This window comes from Pseudomonas sp. fls2-241-TYG-175 (assembly GCF_030209155.1).
Taxonomy (GTDB): Bacteria; Pseudomonadota; Gammaproteobacteria; order Pseudomonadales; family Pseudomonadaceae; genus Aquipseudomonas; species Aquipseudomonas viridiflava.
This window is the reverse complement of record NZ_JARVSO010000002.1, coordinates 127637-146130: the sequence shown is the minus strand read 5'-3', so window position 1 is coordinate 146130 and position 18494 is coordinate 127637. Positions and strand designations below refer to the sequence as shown.

Annotated in this window: 17 protein-coding genes; 5 read left to right on the top strand and 12 right to left on the bottom strand. The window is 60.7% G+C overall.

Annotation, left to right across the window (positions count from 1 at the left end):
* Positions 1-99 precede the first annotated feature (99 nt).
* Positions 100-1716 carry an inorganic phosphate transporter gene (locus QRN20_RS02560; protein ID WP_004882925.1) on the bottom strand — a complete coding sequence of 539 codons (1617 nt, stop codon included), beginning with the start codon at positions 1714-1716 and terminating at the stop codon, positions 100-102.
* A gap of 133 nt (positions 1717-1849) precedes the next feature.
* Positions 1850-2869, bottom strand: a complete 1020-nt coding sequence (locus QRN20_RS02555) for a transporter (protein ID WP_029242533.1) — start codon at positions 2867-2869, stop codon at positions 1850-1852.
* Positions 2870-3143: 274 nt separating this feature from the next.
* Between QRN20_RS02555 and QRN20_RS02550 the strand changes: the two genes are divergently transcribed.
* The gene (locus tag QRN20_RS02550; protein ID WP_160169220.1) at positions 3144-4781 is read left to right on the top strand and encodes a type III effector HrpK domain-containing protein; all 1638 of its coding nucleotides are present in this window, start codon (positions 3144-3146) and stop codon (positions 4779-4781) included.
* Here QRN20_RS02550 and QRN20_RS02545 read toward each other — a convergent pair whose 3' ends face one another.
* The 3 genes from QRN20_RS02545 to QRN20_RS02535 all read right to left on the bottom strand — a co-directional run bounded on the left by QRN20_RS02545 (position 4782) and on the right by QRN20_RS02535 (position 8307).
* Positions 4782-5603, bottom strand: coding sequence for an aldo/keto reductase (locus QRN20_RS02545; protein ID WP_029242532.1), 822 nt, complete (start codon positions 5601-5603; stop codon positions 4782-4784).
* 80 nt (positions 5604-5683) lie between these two features.
* Entirely contained in the window at positions 5684-7315 is a 1632-nt protein-coding gene (locus QRN20_RS02540; RefSeq protein ID WP_122606364.1) for a methyl-accepting chemotaxis protein, read from the bottom strand.
* Between the two features lie 383 nt (positions 7316-7698).
* Positions 7699-8307, bottom strand: coding sequence for a TetR/AcrR family transcriptional regulator (locus QRN20_RS02535; protein ID WP_029242530.1), 609 nt, complete (start codon positions 8305-8307; stop codon positions 7699-7701).
* A 547-nt stretch (positions 8308-8854) separates the two neighbouring features.
* On the opposite strand from QRN20_RS02535, the gene QRN20_RS02530 reads away from it, so the two are divergent.
* Positions 8855-9223, top strand: a complete 369-nt coding sequence (locus tag QRN20_RS02530; protein WP_029242529.1) for an SMI1/KNR4 family protein — start codon at positions 8855-8857, stop codon at positions 9221-9223.
* A 41-nt stretch (positions 9224-9264) separates the two neighbouring features.
* Here the strand turns inward: QRN20_RS02530 and QRN20_RS02525 are convergent, their stop codons facing one another.
* Together QRN20_RS02525 and QRN20_RS02520 are read right to left on the bottom strand one after the other, a co-directional pair.
* Entirely contained in the window at positions 9265-9468 is a 204-nt protein-coding gene (locus QRN20_RS02525) for a hypothetical protein (RefSeq protein ID WP_127133407.1), read from the bottom strand.
* Between the two features lie 64 nt (positions 9469-9532).
* Positions 9533-10465, bottom strand: a complete 933-nt coding sequence (locus QRN20_RS02520; RefSeq protein ID WP_029242528.1) for an NADP-dependent oxidoreductase — start codon at positions 10463-10465, stop codon at positions 9533-9535.
* A gap of 224 nt (positions 10466-10689) precedes the next feature.
* Between QRN20_RS02520 and QRN20_RS02515 the strand changes: the two genes are divergently transcribed.
* Both QRN20_RS02515 and QRN20_RS02510 read left to right on the top strand, forming a co-directional pair.
* Positions 10690-11181, top strand: a complete 492-nt coding sequence (locus QRN20_RS02515; RefSeq protein ID WP_205929344.1) for a (R)-mandelonitrile lyase — start codon at positions 10690-10692, stop codon at positions 11179-11181.
* A complete protein-coding gene (locus tag QRN20_RS02510; RefSeq protein WP_122606366.1) occupies positions 11178-11969 on the top strand; it encodes a carboxymuconolactone decarboxylase family protein in 792 nt (263 codons plus the stop codon). The genes QRN20_RS02515 and QRN20_RS02510 overlap by 4 nt, the downstream gene beginning before the upstream one ends.
* Positions 11970-11977: 8 nt before the next feature.
* On the opposite strand, the gene QRN20_RS02505 is transcribed toward QRN20_RS02510, so the two are convergent.
* The 5 genes from QRN20_RS02505 to QRN20_RS02485 form a co-directional block, all read right to left on the bottom strand.
* Entirely contained in the window at positions 11978-12892 is a 915-nt protein-coding gene (locus tag QRN20_RS02505; protein WP_058430621.1) for a LysR family transcriptional regulator, read from the bottom strand.
* A gap of 27 nt (positions 12893-12919) precedes the next feature.
* The gene (gene paoC / locus QRN20_RS02500) at positions 12920-15130 is read right to left on the bottom strand and encodes an aldehyde oxidoreductase molybdenum-binding subunit PaoC (protein WP_122606368.1); all 2211 of its coding nucleotides are present in this window, start codon (positions 15128-15130) and stop codon (positions 12920-12922) included.
* Positions 15131-15208: 78 nt separating this feature from the next.
* Complete coding sequence (locus QRN20_RS02495; RefSeq protein WP_029242523.1) at positions 15209-16159, bottom strand: FAD binding domain-containing protein; 951 nt, start codon at positions 16157-16159, stop codon at positions 15209-15211.
* Entirely contained in the window at positions 16156-16821 is a 666-nt protein-coding gene (gene paoA, locus QRN20_RS02490) for an aldehyde dehydrogenase iron-sulfur subunit PaoA (RefSeq protein ID WP_285359982.1), read from the bottom strand. The genes QRN20_RS02495 and paoA overlap by 4 nt, the downstream gene beginning before the upstream one ends.
* Before the next feature lie 153 nt (positions 16822-16974).
* Positions 16975-17577: a TetR/AcrR family transcriptional regulator gene (locus tag QRN20_RS02485; protein WP_285359981.1), complete on the bottom strand. Its 603-nt coding sequence runs from the start codon at positions 17575-17577 to the stop codon at positions 16975-16977.
* Positions 17578-17671: 94 nt separating this feature from the next.
* On the opposite strand from QRN20_RS02485, the gene QRN20_RS02480 reads away from it, so the two are divergent.
* Positions 17672-18424: an SDR family oxidoreductase gene (locus QRN20_RS02480; protein ID WP_285359980.1), complete on the top strand. Its 753-nt coding sequence runs from the start codon at positions 17672-17674 to the stop codon at positions 18422-18424.
* Positions 18425-18494: the final 70 nt, after the last annotated feature.

Below are 18494 nucleotides of genomic sequence, written 5' to 3'. Positions count from 1 at the left end.
TGACGCGGAGCGTCACGGGATGCATGCCCACGCAGAGCGATGGGCACGATCAGTGGTGAGGCGGATTTATGTATAACAATGAGCGCGCCAGATGCTCATTCAGAACAAATGACTGAACACCCAATACAACGACCCTGACAACAGAATCGCTGCAGGCAGTGTAAGCACCCAGGCCGTTGCCAGGTTACGCAAAGTGCGCATCTGCAATCCCGAGCCATTGGCGACCATCGAGCCCGCCACGCCGGAAGACAGTACATGCGTCGTTGAAACCGGCAGACCGTACATGTCCGCCGCGCCGATGGTGAACATCGCTACCACTTCGGCCGAGGCGCCCTGGGCGTAGGTCAGGTGGGTCTTGCCGATCCGCTCGCCTACCGTCACAACGATCCGTTTCCAGCCAACCATGGTGCCCAGACCCAGCGCAATCGCGACCACGATCTTGACCCAGGTCGGAATGAAGCGCGTGGCGTCATCGATCTGTTTCTTGAAAGCTTCCAGCTTGGTCTGAGTGTCTGCGTCGAAATTTCCGACCTTGTTCTTCTCCATCACACGGATGGTTTCCGAGGTCAGGTACATGTCGTTTCGCACGTTGGTGACCGCCTCGGCAGGTACTTTGGACAGCGAACCGTAGCTGCGCACTTCATTACCGATCTTGCCCGCCATTACCGCCAGCGCCGGGATGAGGTCAGGCGTCGCCTCCTTGCTGACCAGATAATCCGAGAGCGTCTGGCGCGAATCTGCCGGGGCAGGCAGCGGGGCGCTGCGTATCAGCGCCTGCTGCGTGACCTCGGCCACTGCCGCGAATTGCGTTGCCTGATCGGCAGGCATGGTGCGGTTCAGCGCGTAGGCCATCGGCAGGGTGCCGACCAGAATCAGCATGATCAGACCCATGCCTTTCTGTCCATCGTTGGAACCGTGGGCGAACGATACGCCGGTGCAGGTCACGATCAGCAGGCTGCGGATCCACCACGGCGGCGGGGCGTTGCCTTCCGGTGCCTTGTACAGCGCGCGGTTCTTGATGAACATGCGCATGGCCAGCAGCAGCAATGCGGCGCAGCCGAACCCCACCAGCGGCGAAAGCAGCAGTGAATAACCGATCTTGGTCGCCTGCGACCAGTCCACACCGCTGGTGCCGTCACGCCCGTGCATCAAGGCGTTGGCAATGCCGACGCCGATGATCGAGCCGATCAGCGTGTGCGAAGACGACGCGGGCAGCCCCAGCCACCAGGTGCCCAGGTTCCAGATGATCGCCGCGATCAACAGGGCGAAGATCATCGCGAAACCGGCTGACGAACCGGTTTGCAGAATCAGCTCTACGGGGAGCAGGGCAATGATGCCAAAGGCGACCGCGCCGCTGGACAGCATTACACCCAGAAAATTGAAGAACCCTGACCACACCACCGCAAAGCCGGGCGGCAGCGAGTGGGTGTAGATCACGGTGGCCACGGCGTTGGCCGTGTCGTGGAAGCCGTTGACGAACTCGAAGCCCAGCGCGATCAGCAGTGCCACGCCCAGCAGGATGAACGGCGTCCAGGTGGTGACCACCGTGCCCATGTCATCGACGTCCTGCTTGAGGCTGTAGCCGGTGAACGCCAGCCCGGCGATGAGGATGGCGAAGAAAATCGTCATGGTCAGGCGACCGGGTTTGCGCCCGAACTGGGTTGCCGACAGGCTCGCCCCGCCAGGGGCGTCGGGGGAAAGTGCGCTGATAGCCATGTGTGCAGTACCTGATTGAAAGATTACTGCCATGGTCATTGCAAAATGTGACAGAGATGCGACACAGGTCAATTCATCGGCTATTCAGACAGGTTTCCTGATCACCGGCATCGTCAGCTCACTGAAGAAAGCGTCAGTAATCGCCGCGCTTGCGAAAGGCCCAACGGCCCGCCACCAACGTGAAGGTCGCGACCAGGGCCACCAGAATCCAGAAGCCTTCCGGGTCAGTGGCAAGTGGTACACCGCCGACATTCATGCCGAAGAAACCGGCGACGATATTGATCGGCAAGGCCAGCACCGTCACGACGGTCAGGGTGAAGAGGGTGCGGCTGCTCTGCTCGTTGAGGTTGGCGGCGATCTCTTCCTGCAGCAGCTTGATGCGTTCGCCCAGCGCCGTCAGGTCGTTGATGACCAAGGCCGATTCCTCGATGGACTGGCGAAGCGCCTGCACATCCTGCTCGCGCAGCCATTGTGGCGGGCGGTGCAACAGGCGCATCAGCGAGCCCGGCTCCAGCGCCAGAAGACGTTGCAGGCGAACCAGTACCCGGCGCATGGCACCCAGCTCCGAGCGGTTGTTACTCAGGCGCTGGGACAGCAACTGGTCTTCTATACGGTCGACATTGACGCTGGTCTTGCGCAGAAACTGGGTCAGCACTTCGCCTTGATCGCTCAACAGGTGAGCCAGCAGCTCCAGCGGCGAGTCGAACTGCTCGCCGCGTTTGACGGACGAGCGCAGCTTGTCCACCGAACGCAACGGTTGCAGCCGGGCCGTGATCAGCAGGCGCTGGCGGGCGCAAACCCACAGGGTGGAAATGTCGGTCGAGAGCCGGTTGAAGTCGAACACCACATCGTTGACCACCGCCAGCAGCGTGGCGTCCACATGTTCGATACGGGTCGAGCGCGAGCCTTCGTGCAGGGCCTCGAAAAACTCTTCGGGCAGTTCCAGCTGGGTCTTCATCCAGCGCTCGCAGGCGGCGTGGGAGAGATTGAGGTGCAGCCAGATGAAGTCATTGCTGTCGGTCGGGTTCTGCAGGTAATCGAGCGCTGCGACCGAGCCGATTTCCTGACCACTTTCACCGGGGCGAAAGCGGAAGCCGTAAAGCAGGCCGAACAGATCCGAGTCCTGATGATGGTGCGCGATGCTGTTGTTCATGGCAGTCCACGTGCGGCCAGGCCCGGACGGGCAGGCGAGTGCGCATGATGACAAGCGGTTATTTCATATTTGTGACGCTTTGTTACTGGATCTTTCTTTTCTCGCGAAGCTGGAACCGGGTGGGCTTCGGGACCACTCAGTGCCGATGCTGCTGTCTCTTCAACCTGCAGGTACCCCCATGAGTGACCCGATCGCCCGCGCCTCACGCGAAATGAGTATGCCCGAGTTTCCTCCGTCAGCCGGGCGGTCCAGTCCTGTCGGTAGGCTGCCTCAGGTGAACGAAAAATCTGGATCGGCTGCGTCGGGAGTCGAGTATGGCAACCCCGGGACACTGACTCAGTTGCTGAGTAGCAACATCGCTCAGGAAGAAGGCAAGTCATTATTGAAACGGCTGCTAAGCGCCTTGAGCAGCCAGTTGGCAGAACAGAACCCGCCGACGGTTCAGAGCGGCTACAAGGACATCGATCAGTCAGGCTTCAACTCGCCAAAAGCGCTCGGAAAGTGGGATGCGCTGCTTGACGGTACGCCGCCTGCTGAACGGGATAAGGCTGCGCGAGAGTTGAACAGGCCAATTGTCGTGGCCCGTATGATTGCCGAGGGCGGCCCTCAGGCGGACAAGGCCTGGGCATTTCTTGACGCCAACCCCGATCTGAAAACTGCGATGGACACCGCTCAAGGCGGCAAGGCGGATGGAAAGATTACCAAAAAGGATGCCCGAACCTTTGCCCGCAACATGGAAAAACAGGTCGAGCGCGGCACCGACAGCCTGAACGACTACCGCAAGGACAATCCCGACGCAGGCCCGCAGTCCACCGAACTGGTGCGCTCCGCTGCCATGATGATCGCTTATGAGCCCATCACCGCAGCGTCCGATCCGTCCAACGATCAGGGGGCGCAAGGTCAGAAAAAAGTCAACGGACGGACCACGAGCGTCGGGCTGCAAGCCATGAGCGACGAAAACCCCGGCCTTTCCGATCTGGCCAGAAATGCTGCCAGCACCTGGTCCCAGCCGGGCATGTTCGACATGATGGATCAGGGCAACCGGCGCGGCAAAAAGCTGGCGACGCACGCGCCGGACGGGCTGATGGTCAAGAAAGACATCAGCGCCTGGATCAAGAACAAGGCGCCTACGGATGACGAAGGCTTTTCCCGGGTGATCTCGGACGCGGCAACAGTGGGTGCCGTGGCGAAGACCGACATCAGCAGCCTTGGCAAAGACGTGTTCGCCAACCCGCAGAATTACAGTGGCGAGCAGAAGTCGGCGGTTTTGGTGGAGTTGCAGCAGGTGAGCGAGTATGTGGTCGCCGGGCGCTCGATTCGCGGCACCGAGGCCACTGAAACCGCGTTGGGCGAGAAGATCACCCAGTTGCAGAATGATCCGGATGTACAGGCGTTTCTGGGCGACAACGTCGAAAAACAGGCGCAGATGATTGTGGGCAGCGACCCGGCGCTGGCCGGGGTGGTCAACCAGACGGCTTCTGCGAAAGCCGCGTCAGGGGCAACCGGCATGTCCGCAGCGTTCGTGCCGGGCGGCAACAACCGAAACACCAACGACACCAAAGGGGATGTGAAACTCGCCGCCAGTGCCTTTCAGGAAGTGGCTGATATCGGCGACAAGATTGGCGTCAAGCGCGCCGGTTCACAGGCCGCAGTGGGTATTGGAGGACGGGTCGCAGCAGCGGTGGGCGGCCGGATTGTAGGCGCAATTGCCGGTCAGGCCGCCGGTGCTGCCGCCGCGTCAGCGATTGGCGCGGCGGCAGGTCCGGTGGGCTGGGTGGTCAGCGGTGCCATCGGGCTGGGGATGGGCATCTCGGAGATCGTCAGCTCGATCAAGGAGCGCAAGGAACGCAAGGCCTTCAGCCGTACCGTAAACCCGGTACTGGATCAGTTCGACATTCCCCGTCCCAAGTGATCAGACCATCGCCAGTGGCATTTTCCGGGTTGGCGTCGGCCAGGCGCGGTCGATATCGGCCAGGTCCTGCTCAGTCAGCCTGATCTGTTCGGCTGCGACGTTCAGGCGAATGTGCTCGGGGTCAGTCGCTTTCGGAATGGCGATCATGTTGTCCTGGCGCAGCACCCATGCCAGCGATATCTGCGCAGGCGTGGCGCTGTGGCGATTGGCGATTTCATGCAGGGCAGGGTGGTACAGCAGATCACCCGCCTGGCCGATCGGGCAGTACGCCATCAGCGGCAAGTGACGATTGGCGCTCCACAGCATCAGGTCGAACTCGATGCCACGCTGCTCCGGGTTGTACAGCACCTGATTGGTGGCGCAACGCGGGTTGTCCAGCTCGATCATGTCCGGCACGTCGAAATTGGAAACGCCCCAGGCACCGATCTTGCCTTCCTCGCGCAGACGTTCGAACGCTTCGACGGTCTCGGTCAGCGGGTACTGGCCCGGCCAGTGCAGCAGATAAAGATCGATGTAATCGGTATTCATCCGACGAAGGCTGGCTTCGCAGGCTTTTGGAATTCCTGTGCGGCTGGCGTTGTGTGGATAGACCTTGCTGACGACGAACACCTTGTCGCGTTGCCCGGCAATGGCTTGCCCGACGATTTCCTCGGCGCCGCCGTCGGCATACATTTCAGCGGTGTCGATCAGGGTCAGGCCCTGTTCGATGCCGCGACACAGCCCGGCAATTTCGGCCGAGCGTAAATGACCTTTTTCACCCATGTGCCAGGTGCCTTGACCCAGCACTGGCACGGTGCTGCCTGCCAATTCCAGTGTGCGCATGTGACCCCCTGTAGTTAGTGAACAGGTCTCAGGCAACGGGGTCTGCTGGAGGTTCCCATGCAGACCTTCCAACCGATCAATTACACGCGGAATTGCTTCAGCAGGTCGTTCAACTGTTCGCTCAGCCTTCTCAGGTGCTGACTGGCCGTGGTGGACTGTTCGGCGGCCAGCGCGGTGCTCTGCGACAGTTGCGCAGCCTGGGTGACGTTCTGGTTGATGTCATCGACCACGTGGGATTGTTGCAGCGTGGCGCTGGCGATGGAGGCGTTCAGGCCGTTGAGGTTGCGCAAGGCCTGGCTGATCGAGCTCAGGCTCTGACCCGCCTGATTGGCCTGCTCGATGGTCAGCTGCGAGGAGCGACTGCTGTCGCCGATGACCTTGACTGCCGCGTCCGAGTGCCGCTGCAGACGTTCAATCATCGCCTGGATTTCGGCTGTGGATTTCTGGGTCCGTTGCGCCAGCAGGCGTACTTCGTCTGCCACCACGGCAAAGCCGCGACCCTGTTCACCTGCGCGTGCCGCTTCGATGGCCGCGTTCAGAGCCAGCAGGTTGGTCTGCTCGGCAATCGAGCTGATCACCTCCAGCACACCGCCAATCTGGGTGCTTTCGCTGGACAGCGTGTGCATTACTTCCACCGCCTGGCCGATCGTGCCCGAGAGGTGTTCGATCTGGCGCAGGCTGTTGTCGATGTTGACCTGACCCTGTTGCGCCTGGGATTCGGCGTTGCGCATTTCACTGGCAGCGTGCTCGGCATTCTTGGCCACGTCCTGCACGCCATAGGTCACTTCGTTGACAGCGGTTGCCACCAGATCCATCTGCTCCGACTGCTGCTGGCTGCGGTTCTGGGCCTGTTCGGCGTTGCTGCCCAGATCGGTGGATGCCTGGCCGAGTGCCACGGCAGAGTTCTGCAACTGGCCTACCACGTTGCGCAGTTTGGCGATGAAGGCGTTGAAATGAGTACCCAGTTCAGTAATCTCGTCGCTGCCATGGGTTTCCAGGGTGCGGGTCAGATCGCTTTCGCCGCTGGCAATGTTGCCCATCGCGCTGACGGCCGCTCGGAGAGGACGAACGATGCTGCGCACGATCAGGGTCAGCATCAGGATCATGACGACTACGATGCCTGCGATGAAGATCCCGGCGTTCCACATCTGCGCCTTGAACTCTGCGGCCACATCGTCCACGTACACGCCGGAGCCGAGGATCCAGCCCCAGGGCTGAAACAGCTGGACGTAAGAAGTCTTTTTCACCGGATCGGTGGCGCCGGGCTTGGGCCAGCGATAGTTGACCAGACCGGCGCCCTTGCTTTTGACGACGGTGACCATTTCGTTGAACACCGCGAAACCGTCCGGGTCCCGGATGGCCGACAGGTTCTGGCCTTCGAGCTTGGGATTGGTGGGGTGCATGATCATCACGGGCTGCAGATCGTTGATCCAGAAATAGTCATTCTGGCTGTAACGCAACCCTTTGATTTCTTTCAAGGCCTGCTGCTGAGCGGCCTCGCGGGGCATGGTGCCAGCGGCTTCCAGGCCTTGATAGTAGGTAAGAATGCCACTGGCGGTCTGGACCACGTGCATGGTCTTCTCGGCCTTGGCCTGATACAGATCGTCGTGAATCTGCTTGAGCAGGGTGGCTGCGAGGACAAAGAGCATCAGCACAGAAACGATGAGAATCAGCCATAACCGGAGGCTGATGGAAAGACTGCGCATATTCATGATCTCGACCCCATACGTTATTTTTTCTTTTTCTTCTTTGCAGCTGACAGACCGACCGGCGCTAACGCCTGATCTCAGGGCCTCTCCAGCTTCTCGGCGCATCATGACCAAACATGAGATAACCGTCACATTTATTTGCCGTGTTACGGAACTATTCGAGCACCATAGCGAAAGGCTTACACCAACAGGCGTCATTGGCTCTATCGGAGGACCCAGAGTGAATGTAGGATCCAATTCAACAACTGCAGCGAAGGAACGATGCAGCGATCACGGAGGATCGGCCATTGCCAGGAGGCTACTGACAGGATGTCGGGATGGACATGTGCAGGAACGACCCGCTTCGGCGGGTTTTTTGCGTTTTGGGGAAAGCGTTTTTCGCAGCGCTACCTGTCTGGCTCACAGCCCTTGAGCACCAGACGCAGGATGGTGCGGGTCGCCGCCTCGTAATCGCTGTCTTCCAGCGTGGCCTTGCCGGTCACGGTTGCGATCTGCCAGTCGAAATCGGCGTATGTCTGGGTCGCTGCCCAGATCGTGAACATCAGGTGGTGCGGGTCGAGCGGGGCAATCTGTCCGCTGTCGATCCACGCCTGAATGCATTCGATGTTGTGCCGGGCCTGGCCGTTGAGCTGTTCGATCTGCTCCGGCGTCAGGTGCGGCGCGCCGTGCATGATCTCGCTGGCAAATACTTTCGACGCAAACGGCAGGTCTCGGGAAATCTGGATCTTGGCGCGAATGTAGCGGCTGAGTACTTCGGCCGGCACACCTTCGGGATTGAAGGGCGTGGAGGCACGCAAGATCGGCTCGATGATGCTTTCCAGCACCTCGCGGTACAGATTTTCCTTGGACTTGAAGTAGTAATAGACGTTGGGCTTGGGGACACCGGCCTTGGTGGCGATATCGCTGGTCTTGCTGGCAGCGAAGCCCTTGTCGGCAAACTCCTCGCTGGCGGCGCGCAGGATGAGTTCTTTATTGCGCTCGCGAATGCTGCTCATGAACCGGATATTCCCTTGCCTGCATGGCGGTCGCGCATGGTAGCACCGGGTTTGTGGGGGGCTCAATATTGGCGGCGGGCCTCATCGCATCTTCGAGGTAGTGCCGCAAAAGCCGAATTGTGGGGGGCGCCACCACGTCTTCGACTTAGCGCTGTCGCGCAGCAAACACGGACCGTAGGAGCGCGCTTGCCCGCGATTGCGTCAGTTCAGTCGCTGGTTTTCTGTCTGTAAGAACCTATCGTCGGATTGCCGCCCAGACCAAGCGTGCTCCTACAAAAAATCGCTTTTCTTCAATGGCTTACAGGTGGTTTATTTCAGATACAACCATGGGGCCGCTGCGCAGCCCCTCGCTGCCGTCGTAACCTCCGAGAGCTCCTACGCCCTCCGGGCAGAAGCAGATCTCAGTGCTTCTTCAGCAGTCAGGGGTTTGATAAAGGCGGGCGTATGCATTCGATAAATAAGGTAGGTTCCTGATCTACAAATTTCATTCAGCCAGGCAGTTCTTGCTACGCTGCTGGAGTGTAGTTTTCAGGAAGGTACTTTCAATTTGATCACTGACCCGTTTCGTATACCCGCCGATGCTGAAATCGCCAAGGCCGAGCGCAGCTTGAATTTTCCTTTTCCTGCCGCTTACATAGATTTTCTCAAGAGCGGCAGCGACGTTGCGAATGCCAGTTTCGAACCGGCCGTTATCCTTCCCGGTTCCAGTCATGTCGACCTGTTCGAGATTGCCCACGCGGCATGGAATCAATTCAAGCTTCCGAAAAAATGGCTGCCTTTTGTTGAAGACAATGGCGACTATTTCTGTGTTTCACAGAAAGGTGAAGTCAAGTACTGGTCTCACAACGGGCCTACCGATGAGAAATGGCCGGATTTCTCGTCCTGGTTCGAACAGGTCTGCGTGCGGTGTGAATGAGCGTTTGCAGCTCTATAGCGAAAGACTTACACGCGCAGACGTCATTGGCTCTTTGCACTGACCCTGGGCATAGGTAGGATCCAATTCAACAGCTGCAGCGAAGGAACGGTGCAGTGATCAGGGAGGATCGACCATTGCCAGGAGGCTACTGACAGGATGTCGGGATGGTCATGTTTCGCAAAACGACCCGCTTCGGCGGGTTTTTTGCGTTTTGAGGCATCTGTTCTGGCGACGCTGCCTGTCATGATCATCTCCCTCGAAAGACGCGTTGGGCAGCGACGAGGCGATGCTCGCCGCCGCCTCCGACCGTCAGGTGCCTTCGTGAACCCGTAACAGGACCTTGCCGTGCACATGCTCATTGGCAAGGTAATCCAGCGCTTCCCTGGCTTGCTCCAACGCAAACGTCTCCGCGATCACGACCGAGACCTCGCCTGCGTCGACATACCCGGCCATCTCGGCAAGCTCCTGCCCGCGAGGATCGGCGATGAAGCGTGTTCCGGTTTTACCGGCCGCCTGCGGATGATTGGCATCGGGCATTTCCAGTGTCGAGACCAGCCGTCCGCCTTCGCCCAGCACCTGCCATGAACGCGACTGGGTCTCGCCACCGATCAGGTCTATCACTAGGTCGAAGTCCCTGCAGATGTCTTCGAAGCGTTCGGCCTTGTAATCAATGGCGCGATCCACCCCCAGCGACTGCAAAAACTGCAAACCCTCGGCCGATGCGGTCGCGTAAACCTCGGCGCCTTTGACCTTGGCAAACTGAACCGCCAGATGCCCGACGCCGCCGCTGCCGCCATGTATCAGCACCTTGTGGCCCTGTTCGATGTGCCCGTGCTCGACCAGTGCCTGCCAGGCTGTGTGGCCCGCCAAGGGCAGGCCCGCCGCGGTCTGCCAGTCCAGTGCGTCGGGAATGCGCGCCAGGTGCTCGGCGGGCACGCGGGCATATTCAGCGTAGCCACCGTCTGCCCCGATCATGCCGAATACACGGTCTCCCTCATTGAGCTCCAGCACACCGTCGCCTGTCTGCACGACCACCCCGGCCACCTCACGGCCAAGGGTAAGCGGCAGGCGATCCTCTTTGACTTCGGGGTACTGACCTTCGCGAATCTTGTAATCGACCGGGTTGATGCCGGCCATGATGACCTTTACCAAAACCTCGCCCGGCTGCGCCTGAGGTCTTTCCACCTCCTGCACCGACATCTCATCAGGGCCGCCAAACGCGGCGATTCGTATTGCTTTCATCGTTCATCTCCTTTGGTTTGCCCACGGGATGAACGTGTAGAAAAGAGACGGGCGCGACAGGTTTAGTCGGATTGCTCTCTCATCGACGAGTGGCACACGGCGTGCGGCAGAAACCGGCTGATTGATGAGTGCGGCTCATCGGTTCATGAGACAGGGGGCCGGTAGTCGCATGGTGGGCTGTCCACTAACGTAGGTATCGATTACCCGTTAGCAGGAGCTTACCGATGAGAACACTCGCAGCGTTATCGACCCTGACTTCAATCCTGATGTCACCGTTGAACGCAAACGCCGCCGATGCGTCCAGCGGGTGGACCATGAACATTGTTCGCAATGGCGAGCAGGCGTCCATCGCAGGTGCACCGGCAACGTTTGTCGGTGCTGCCCGTATCGATCCGTTGTTTCCCGCAAGCGCACCTTCACGCGTATCCGCCGCCTACGTGACGTTCCAGCCAGGCGCTCGATCCATGTGGCACACCCATCCGCTGGGACAGAACCTGATCGTGACCGCAGGTACTGGCTGGATACAGCAGGAGGGTGGCGAGAAGCAGGTGATCCGGCCGGGCGATGTGATCTGGACACCGCCGGGCGTCAAGCACTGGCACGGGGCAACGTCCACCACCGGCATGACGCACATGGCCATTCAGGAAGAGCAGGACGGCAAGAACGTGGAATGGCTGGAGCCGGTCACGGATGCGCAGTACGAGGCGAAACGATGACGGTCGGAAAACTGATGCTCTCGACCTTTACCGTTCTGCTCACCGCCTGTGCCGCCACTGACAAAGGACTTTCCAGCATGAATTTACCTGCAGTTCCCACGCCCGATGACGCACGCGCCGTGTCTCCTGCGCCGGCCCATAATACCGACGCCTTGCTGCTGGGCGAGGTGTGGAAACGCCCCGGTCTGTCCCCGCGCGACAGAAGCCTGGTGACCGTGGCCGTGCTGATCTCGCGAGGTCAGACGGTCGAGATGGCCTACCACTTCAATCGGGCGCTGGATAATGGCGTCACGCCGTTGGAGCTTTCGGAAACCATCAATCACTTGGCGTATTACTCGGGCTGGGGTAATGCCACGGCGACACTTCTGATCGCGAAGGATGTGTTTGCTGCTCGCAACATCGGTGCCGATCAACTGGCTCCGGTCTCGCCGACCCGGTTGCCGCTCGACGAGGCCACTGAGCAGGCGCGTGTTGAGCAGGTGGACAAGAACGTCGGTTCAGTGGCGCCTGGACTTGTCGAATACACCACTAGGGCGCTGTTTCGCGACCTTTGGCTGCGGCCGGGTCTGGCGCCCAGGGACCGCAGTCTGATTACCGTCAGCTCGCTGGTCGCCAACGGGCAGGTAGCGCAGGTGACCTTTCACCTAAATCGCGCCATGGACAATGGCCTGAAGCAGAGCGAAGCGTCCGAAATGCTCACGCAGCTGGCGTTTTATGCGGGCTGGCCCAACACGTTCTCGGCGGTGCCAGTCTTCAAGGACGTATTCAGCAAGCGTCAGGAAGGTTAGGGGCAGTGTCAGGGCAGGGCGCCCATCGGCTGCAGTTCGCGGATCAGTTCGATCAGCAGACGCAGCCCGACGGGCACCTGCCTGAAGCTTGAGTAATAAGCGTGAAACCCCGGATCCACATGCGTCCAGTCTTCCAGCACGCGCTGCAACGAGCCGGCTGCGATGTAGGGTTCGACGATGGCAGCCGGCACGTACATCAGGCCCGCGCCACGGGTGACCAACGCAACGCCGATGCGTGTCTCGTCGATCGTGACAGTGCCCGGTACCTCAACCTCCAGTGCCTGGCCATCCTTCATGAACTGCCAGTCGTAAAGCCGGGCATTGCCCAGACGAATGCGCAGGCAGCGGTGCTGTTTCAAGTCCTCGGGATGCGTCGGTGTGCCGAAACGCTGCAGGTAATCGGGCGTGCCGACCACCGCCCAGGCAATGTCGGGCGACAACCGCTGGGCAATCATGTCTTCCGGGACGGTGCCGCCAAAACGGATGCCCGCGTCATGCCCATCGCCGATCACATCGACCATCTTGTTGGTCACGGTCAGGTCGATTTCGATGTCCGGGTAGCGTTCGATGAACACCGGCAGGACCGGCCCCAACAGCAATTCGGCCCCATCGCTCAGGACATTCAGGCGGATACGTCCGGCAGGTTCGTCACGCAGCCTATTCAGGGCTTCCAGCGCCTGCCCGATATCATGCACCGGGGTACTGATCAGTCCCTGCAGTTCTTCGCCTGCCACCGTCAGCGTCACGCTGCGGGTGGTGCGGTTGAGCAGACGCACACCCAGTCGCGCCTCAAGCCCTTTCATCGCATGACTGAGGGCCGAGGCACTGATGCCGACTTCAAGGCCCGCCTTGCTGAAGCTCTGATGGCGCGCAATGGCGAGGAAATAGACGATGTCTGCCAGATTTGCGCGGCTCAGTTGCATTCAGGACTCCATGGGCGGGGTGAGGGATCAGACGGTTTCGGGCAAATGATCGATGAGTTTGTCTAGGGTGATCGGGTAGTCCCGAACCCTCACGCCGGTCGCGTTGTAGATGGCATTGGCAATCGCTGCAGCAGCGCCGGAAATGCCCAGCTCGCCCACACCCTTGGCTTTCAGCGGCGTTGCGTACACGTCCACTTCATCGAGAAAGATCACGTCCTGATGCGGGATATCGGCATGCACCGGCACTTCATAGCCCGCCAGGTCGTGGTTGACGAAGAATCCCAGGCGGTGGTCCACGACCAAGTCTTCCATCAACGCAGCACCTGCGCCCATGGTCATCCCGCCGATGATCTGGCTGCGGGCGGTCTTGGGGTTCAGAATCCTGCCCGCTGCGCACACCGCCAACTGGCGGCGAATCCGTACCTCGCCTGTCGCCGCCTTGACGCCGACTTCGACGAAGTGCGCACCGAAGGTCTGCTGAGCGTAGTCCTTGGCCAAGGTGCCGTATTCCATGAAGTCCTCGGCTTGAATCTCGCCCTGCGCCGCAGCCTGAGCCAGAGGCAGGCGCTTGTCGCCTTCGCGCACTTCACCCTCTGCAAACTCGGCTTTCTGCGGATCGAGTCCCAGTGTGCGGGCCACGGCTTCGCGAAGCTTCACGCAGGCGGCATAGACCCCCGCCGTCGATGAGGCAGCGCCCCACTGGCCGCCCGAGCCGGACGATTCCGGAAAACGTGAATCGCCCAGATGTACGACCACGCGGTCCAGGTCCACGCCCATCATCTCCGCTGCCGTCTGGGCGATGATGGTGTAGGTGCCTGTTCCGATGTCGGTCATGTCGGTCTCGACCGTCACGATACCCTGACGATCGAGCCGGACGCGGGCGGCTGATTTGGTGGTCGGCGCGCCCCTGATCGCCGACGCCACGCCGATGCCGATCAGCCAGCCGTCGTGCACTTCCTTGCCCGGTACAGGGTTGCGCTTGTTCCAGCCGAACTGCTCCGCACCGGTGTTCAGGCACTCGACAAGCTGGCGTTTGGAAAAGGGCCGCGTGGGCTGTTCGGGATCGACCTGAGTGTCGTTCATGACCCGAAACTTCACCGGGTCGATGCCGAGCTTATCCGCCAGCTCGTCCATGGCGATTTCCAGCGCCATCATCCCCGGCGCTTCGCCCGGCGCACGCATGGCGCTGCCTTCTGCCAGGTCCAGCACGGACAGATTCAGGCGAGTCATCCGGTTGGCGCCTGCATACAGCCCGCGGGTTGACGCGGTAGCCGCTTCGGGCCTGCCGCCGGGCAGGTTGCCGGACCAGCTTTCATGGCCTATTGCAGTGAGGGTGCCGTCCTTGTCCGCCCCGATGCGAATTCGCTGAATGGTCGCCGGTCGGTGGGTCAGGTTGTTGAACATCAGCGGGCGGGGCAGGGTGACCTTGACCGGGCGTCTGGCCTCGCGTGCGGCCAGCGACGCCAGCACCGCGTCGCACAAAATGGTGCCCTTGCCGCCAAAACCGCCGCCGATGTAGGGCGAAATCATGTGGATGTCTTCCTTGCGAATCCCCAGCGTTTTCGCCAAGTCCCGCACACCCCAGTTCATTTGCTGGATGGAGGTCCAGAGCGTCAGTTTGCTGCCGTTCCATTGAGCGATGGTGGCGTGGGGCTCCATCATGGCGTGGGCATGGTCGGGCGTGGAATAGCGCTCATCGACCTTGAATGCCGCTGCGCTGAATGCCGCCTCGAAATCGCCGATTCGGGTCTGTGCCGGAGGCCCGAAACCTGACGGCGGAGGTGGCTTGGCGGAGTCCAGGGTTGCGGCCAGTTCGAACGAGCCGGGTTCGCGAACGTAGTACACCCGAAGCAGTGCGGACGCGGCGCGCGCCTGCTCAAAGGTTTCTGCGACGACGACGGCAACGGCCTGATGGTAGTGATCCACCTGAGGGCCCGCCAGTGCTCGGTCGACGTAAAACTCACCCCGGTCGAGCTTGCCAGCGTTTTCGTGAGTGACGATGGCGATCACGCCGGATGCCTTGCGCGCCTCGCTCGAATCAATCGAGGAAATCCGCCCTTTGCCGATGGCTGCTCCGACCACGTAGCCGTAAGCCGGATTGCTCACGGCCGCATTCTGCTCGTAAGCGTAGGTCGCGGTTCCGGTGGTCTTCAGCTTACCGTCGATGCGGTCCGCAGGCGTGCCGATGACCTTCAGCTGATCGATGGGGTTGGTGCTCGCAGGGGTATCAAATTTCATGGTCCGGCTTCCTGATCAAACGGACTGACGTCCAGCCGCTCATGCGGGCTGACGTTGCTGGCTGAAGAACGGGTTGGCTTACGCAGAGGCTTGTGTCAGTGCCAGGCCGATCGTGCGTTCCGCCAGTTTTACCTTGAATGCGTTTTGCGGCGTCGGCTGTGCGTTGGCCAGCAACCGGGCTGCCACGGCGCGTGCGCCCTGGGGCAGGAGTGCGTCGGCCTCTTCACTGCGCCAGGGCGTGTAGGCCACGCCACCCAGCGCGATCTGACCGGTCTTGTCCGGCTGCACAATCGCCGCCACGGAAATCAGCGCAAATGCGTAGGACGCTCTGTCACGTACCTTGTAGTAAATGTGCCTGCCACCCACCGGTTTTGGCAGCGTGACGGCGGTGATCAGTTCTCCCGGCATCAGGGTGTTTTCCAGATGAGGCGTGTCGCCCGGGGCCTTGTACAGTGCCTCGACCGGAAAGCTGCGAACCTGGCCATCAGCGCCGAGGGTTTCTACTGTCGCGCCCAGTACACGCATGCCGACCGCCATGTCGCTCGGATGGCTGGCGATGCAGGAGGTACTGACGCCAATGATTGCCTGCTGGCGACTGACCCCGCCCAGTGCCGCACAACCGGCGCCGGGGCGACGTTTGTTGCACGGCTGGTTCGTGTCGTAGAAGTAGGCGCAGCGTGTGCGTTGCAGCAGGTTGCCTGCAGTGGTCGCCTTGTTGCGCAATTGCCCGGAAGCGCCTGCCAGCAGTGATCGTGAGAGCACGCCATAGTCACGGCGGACCTCGGGCGCTGCGGCCAGATCCGTATTGCGCACCAGCGCGCCGATCCTCAGTCCGCCGTCAGCGGTTTTGGTGATAGTGTCAAAGCCCAACCCATTGACGTCGATCAGGTGCTGCGGTGTTTCGATCTCCAGTTTCATCAGGTCCAGCAGGTTGGTGCCGCCTGCGATGAATTTCGCGCCGGGCTGTCTGGCCGCCGCTGCGACCGCCTGTTCCGCCGAGGTTGCGCGCTCGTAGGTGAATGACTTCATGCCGACGCTCCCGCGACTTCCTCAATCGCCTCGATGATGTTGGAGTAGGCGCCGCAACGGCAGATGTTGCCGCTCATGCGCTCGCGCATCTCCGCAGTGGAAGCGATCAGCGGGGCGCTCAGGTCCTGGGTGACATGGCTCGGGATGCCCGCCTTGATTTCATCGAGCATGGCGACGGCTGAGCAGATCTGGCCGGGCGTGCAATAGCCGCACTGGTAGCCGTCATGCTTAACGAACGCCGATTGCATCGGGTGCAGACGTTCAGGGGTGCCAAGGCCTTCGATGGTGGTAATGGTGTCGCCTTCATGCATGACGGTCAGCGTCAGGCAGGCGTTGATCCGGCGCCCCTCGACGATCACCGTGCAGGCCCCGCATTGACCGTGGTCACAACCTTTCTTGGTGCCGGTCAGGTGCAGGCGCTCGCGCAGAACATCCAGAAGCGTGGCGCGATTGTCGACGTCCAGGCTGTAGCGTCTGCCGTTGAGCGTGAACGATACATGGCTGCTGGCGGACACGTCTGCTGACCCTGCAGAGGTGTCTTGAGCCGCTTGCGCGAACTCGGTCGATGCCAACGCTGCTGTCACGGCCGATCCTGCCGTACCGATCAGAACCTGTCGCCGCGACAGCCTGAGCCCGTCGCTGGATGGAGTTCGAGGATTCATCAACATCTCCTTTTTGCGCGTGTATTGGCTGCAGCCACCTTCTTGGTTGGGTTGGAAAAGCCGCCCATGCTGTGAACATGAGGCTATGGGATAGAGCGGCGGTTGATAATGCCCATATCCAGAATGCACTTGTGAGCAGTGCTCATGAATGCCTCAGGCGTCTTTCTCGCCGAGGCTGCGGGGGCTTCCCGCGCACAGTCCGATCATCACGAAATCCATCAGCCTGGCCAGACGCGGGCGCCAGTCGCACTGCGAGTCTCGCTGTGAGTCGATCTGCCAGATGCCGGCAATCGCCAGGAAGAAGTCATCGGTCGTGATTCCGGCGCGAATCGTTCCGGCCGCTTCGTTGGCTTTCAGCAGAAGCTGGGCGGCGTTCTGCACCGGTGCGTACCCCGACTTGCCTGGAAACTCCCGCGTGGCGGCAGCCTGGCGGATGGCGGTGGCAAGCCCTGCCTTGGTCATCGCGTATTCGGCAAGGCTGTTCATCCAGTCGCGCAGGGCCTGCTCGGGTGGTCGGTCGGCCAGATACTGTTCCGCCAGCGCTGCCACTTGCTGCATCTCGAACTGATAGACCTCGAACACCAGGTCCTCGCGGCTGGCGAAGTGCCGATAGAACGTGCCTTGGCCGACGCCTGCCTTTTTCGCGATCACGCTCAGTGCAACCGCAGGGTCGAGCGTCAGTTCGGCCACGGCGACCTTCAAAATGCGTTCCCGGTTTTTTCTGGCGTCGGAACGCATTGATGTGTCGTCACTCATGGACAATCCCTTTCTTCGTATTGCAAAGCGGACAACTGTCCGGTAGTTTGCTCAAGCGGACATTTGTCCGCTTATGGCGATGACGGAGTTTACTATGAACGGTACAGGTAACACGATTCTGGTCACAGGCAGTACGTCAGGCATCGGCCTGGGTCTGGCGCTTCGGCTGCACAAGGCGGGCAACAAGGTCATCGTTGCCGGGCGACGCAAAGAGATTCTTGACGACATTACCTCGCAACATCCCGGCATTGATTCAGTGGTGCTGGACGTCAGCAGTCCCGAGTCGATTCAACAGGCTACCGACGTGCTCGCAAGCAGCCATCCGGACCTCAACGTGCTGATCAACAGCGCAGGCATCATGCACTGGGAAGACCTGACCGACCCTGCGTACCTCGGCACGGCCGAAGACATTGTGACCACCAACCTGCTCGGCACGATTCGCATGGTGTATGCGCTGACGCCCCGGCTGCTCAAGCAACCTCACGCCACCATCATCAACGTCAGCTCGGCATTGGCCTTCGTACCGCTGCCAGCAACCGCGACCTACAGTGCAACCAAGGCGGCGGTTCACTCGTTCACGCAAAGCCTACGCGTGCAACTGGCGGACTCTTCTGTGGAAGTCATCGAGCTGGCGCCACCGGGCGTGCGCACGTCGCTGCTCGGTCAGGAAAATGACGAACGCGCGATGCCGCTGGAAGAGTTTCTGGATGAGATATTCGCTCTGCTCAAGATCAAGCCAACGCCATCCGAGCTGGTTGTCGAGCGGGCCAAGGGGCTGCGGTTTGCCGAGGCGAACGGTTCGTTTGGCGAGGTGTTGACGATGCTTGCGGGCATCAAGCCGCATTGATCTTAGTGACAGGCGAGGGGAGGTTATTGTGAACGGTGACAGTCTTCGAGCCGCTTGAACTCAAGCGGCC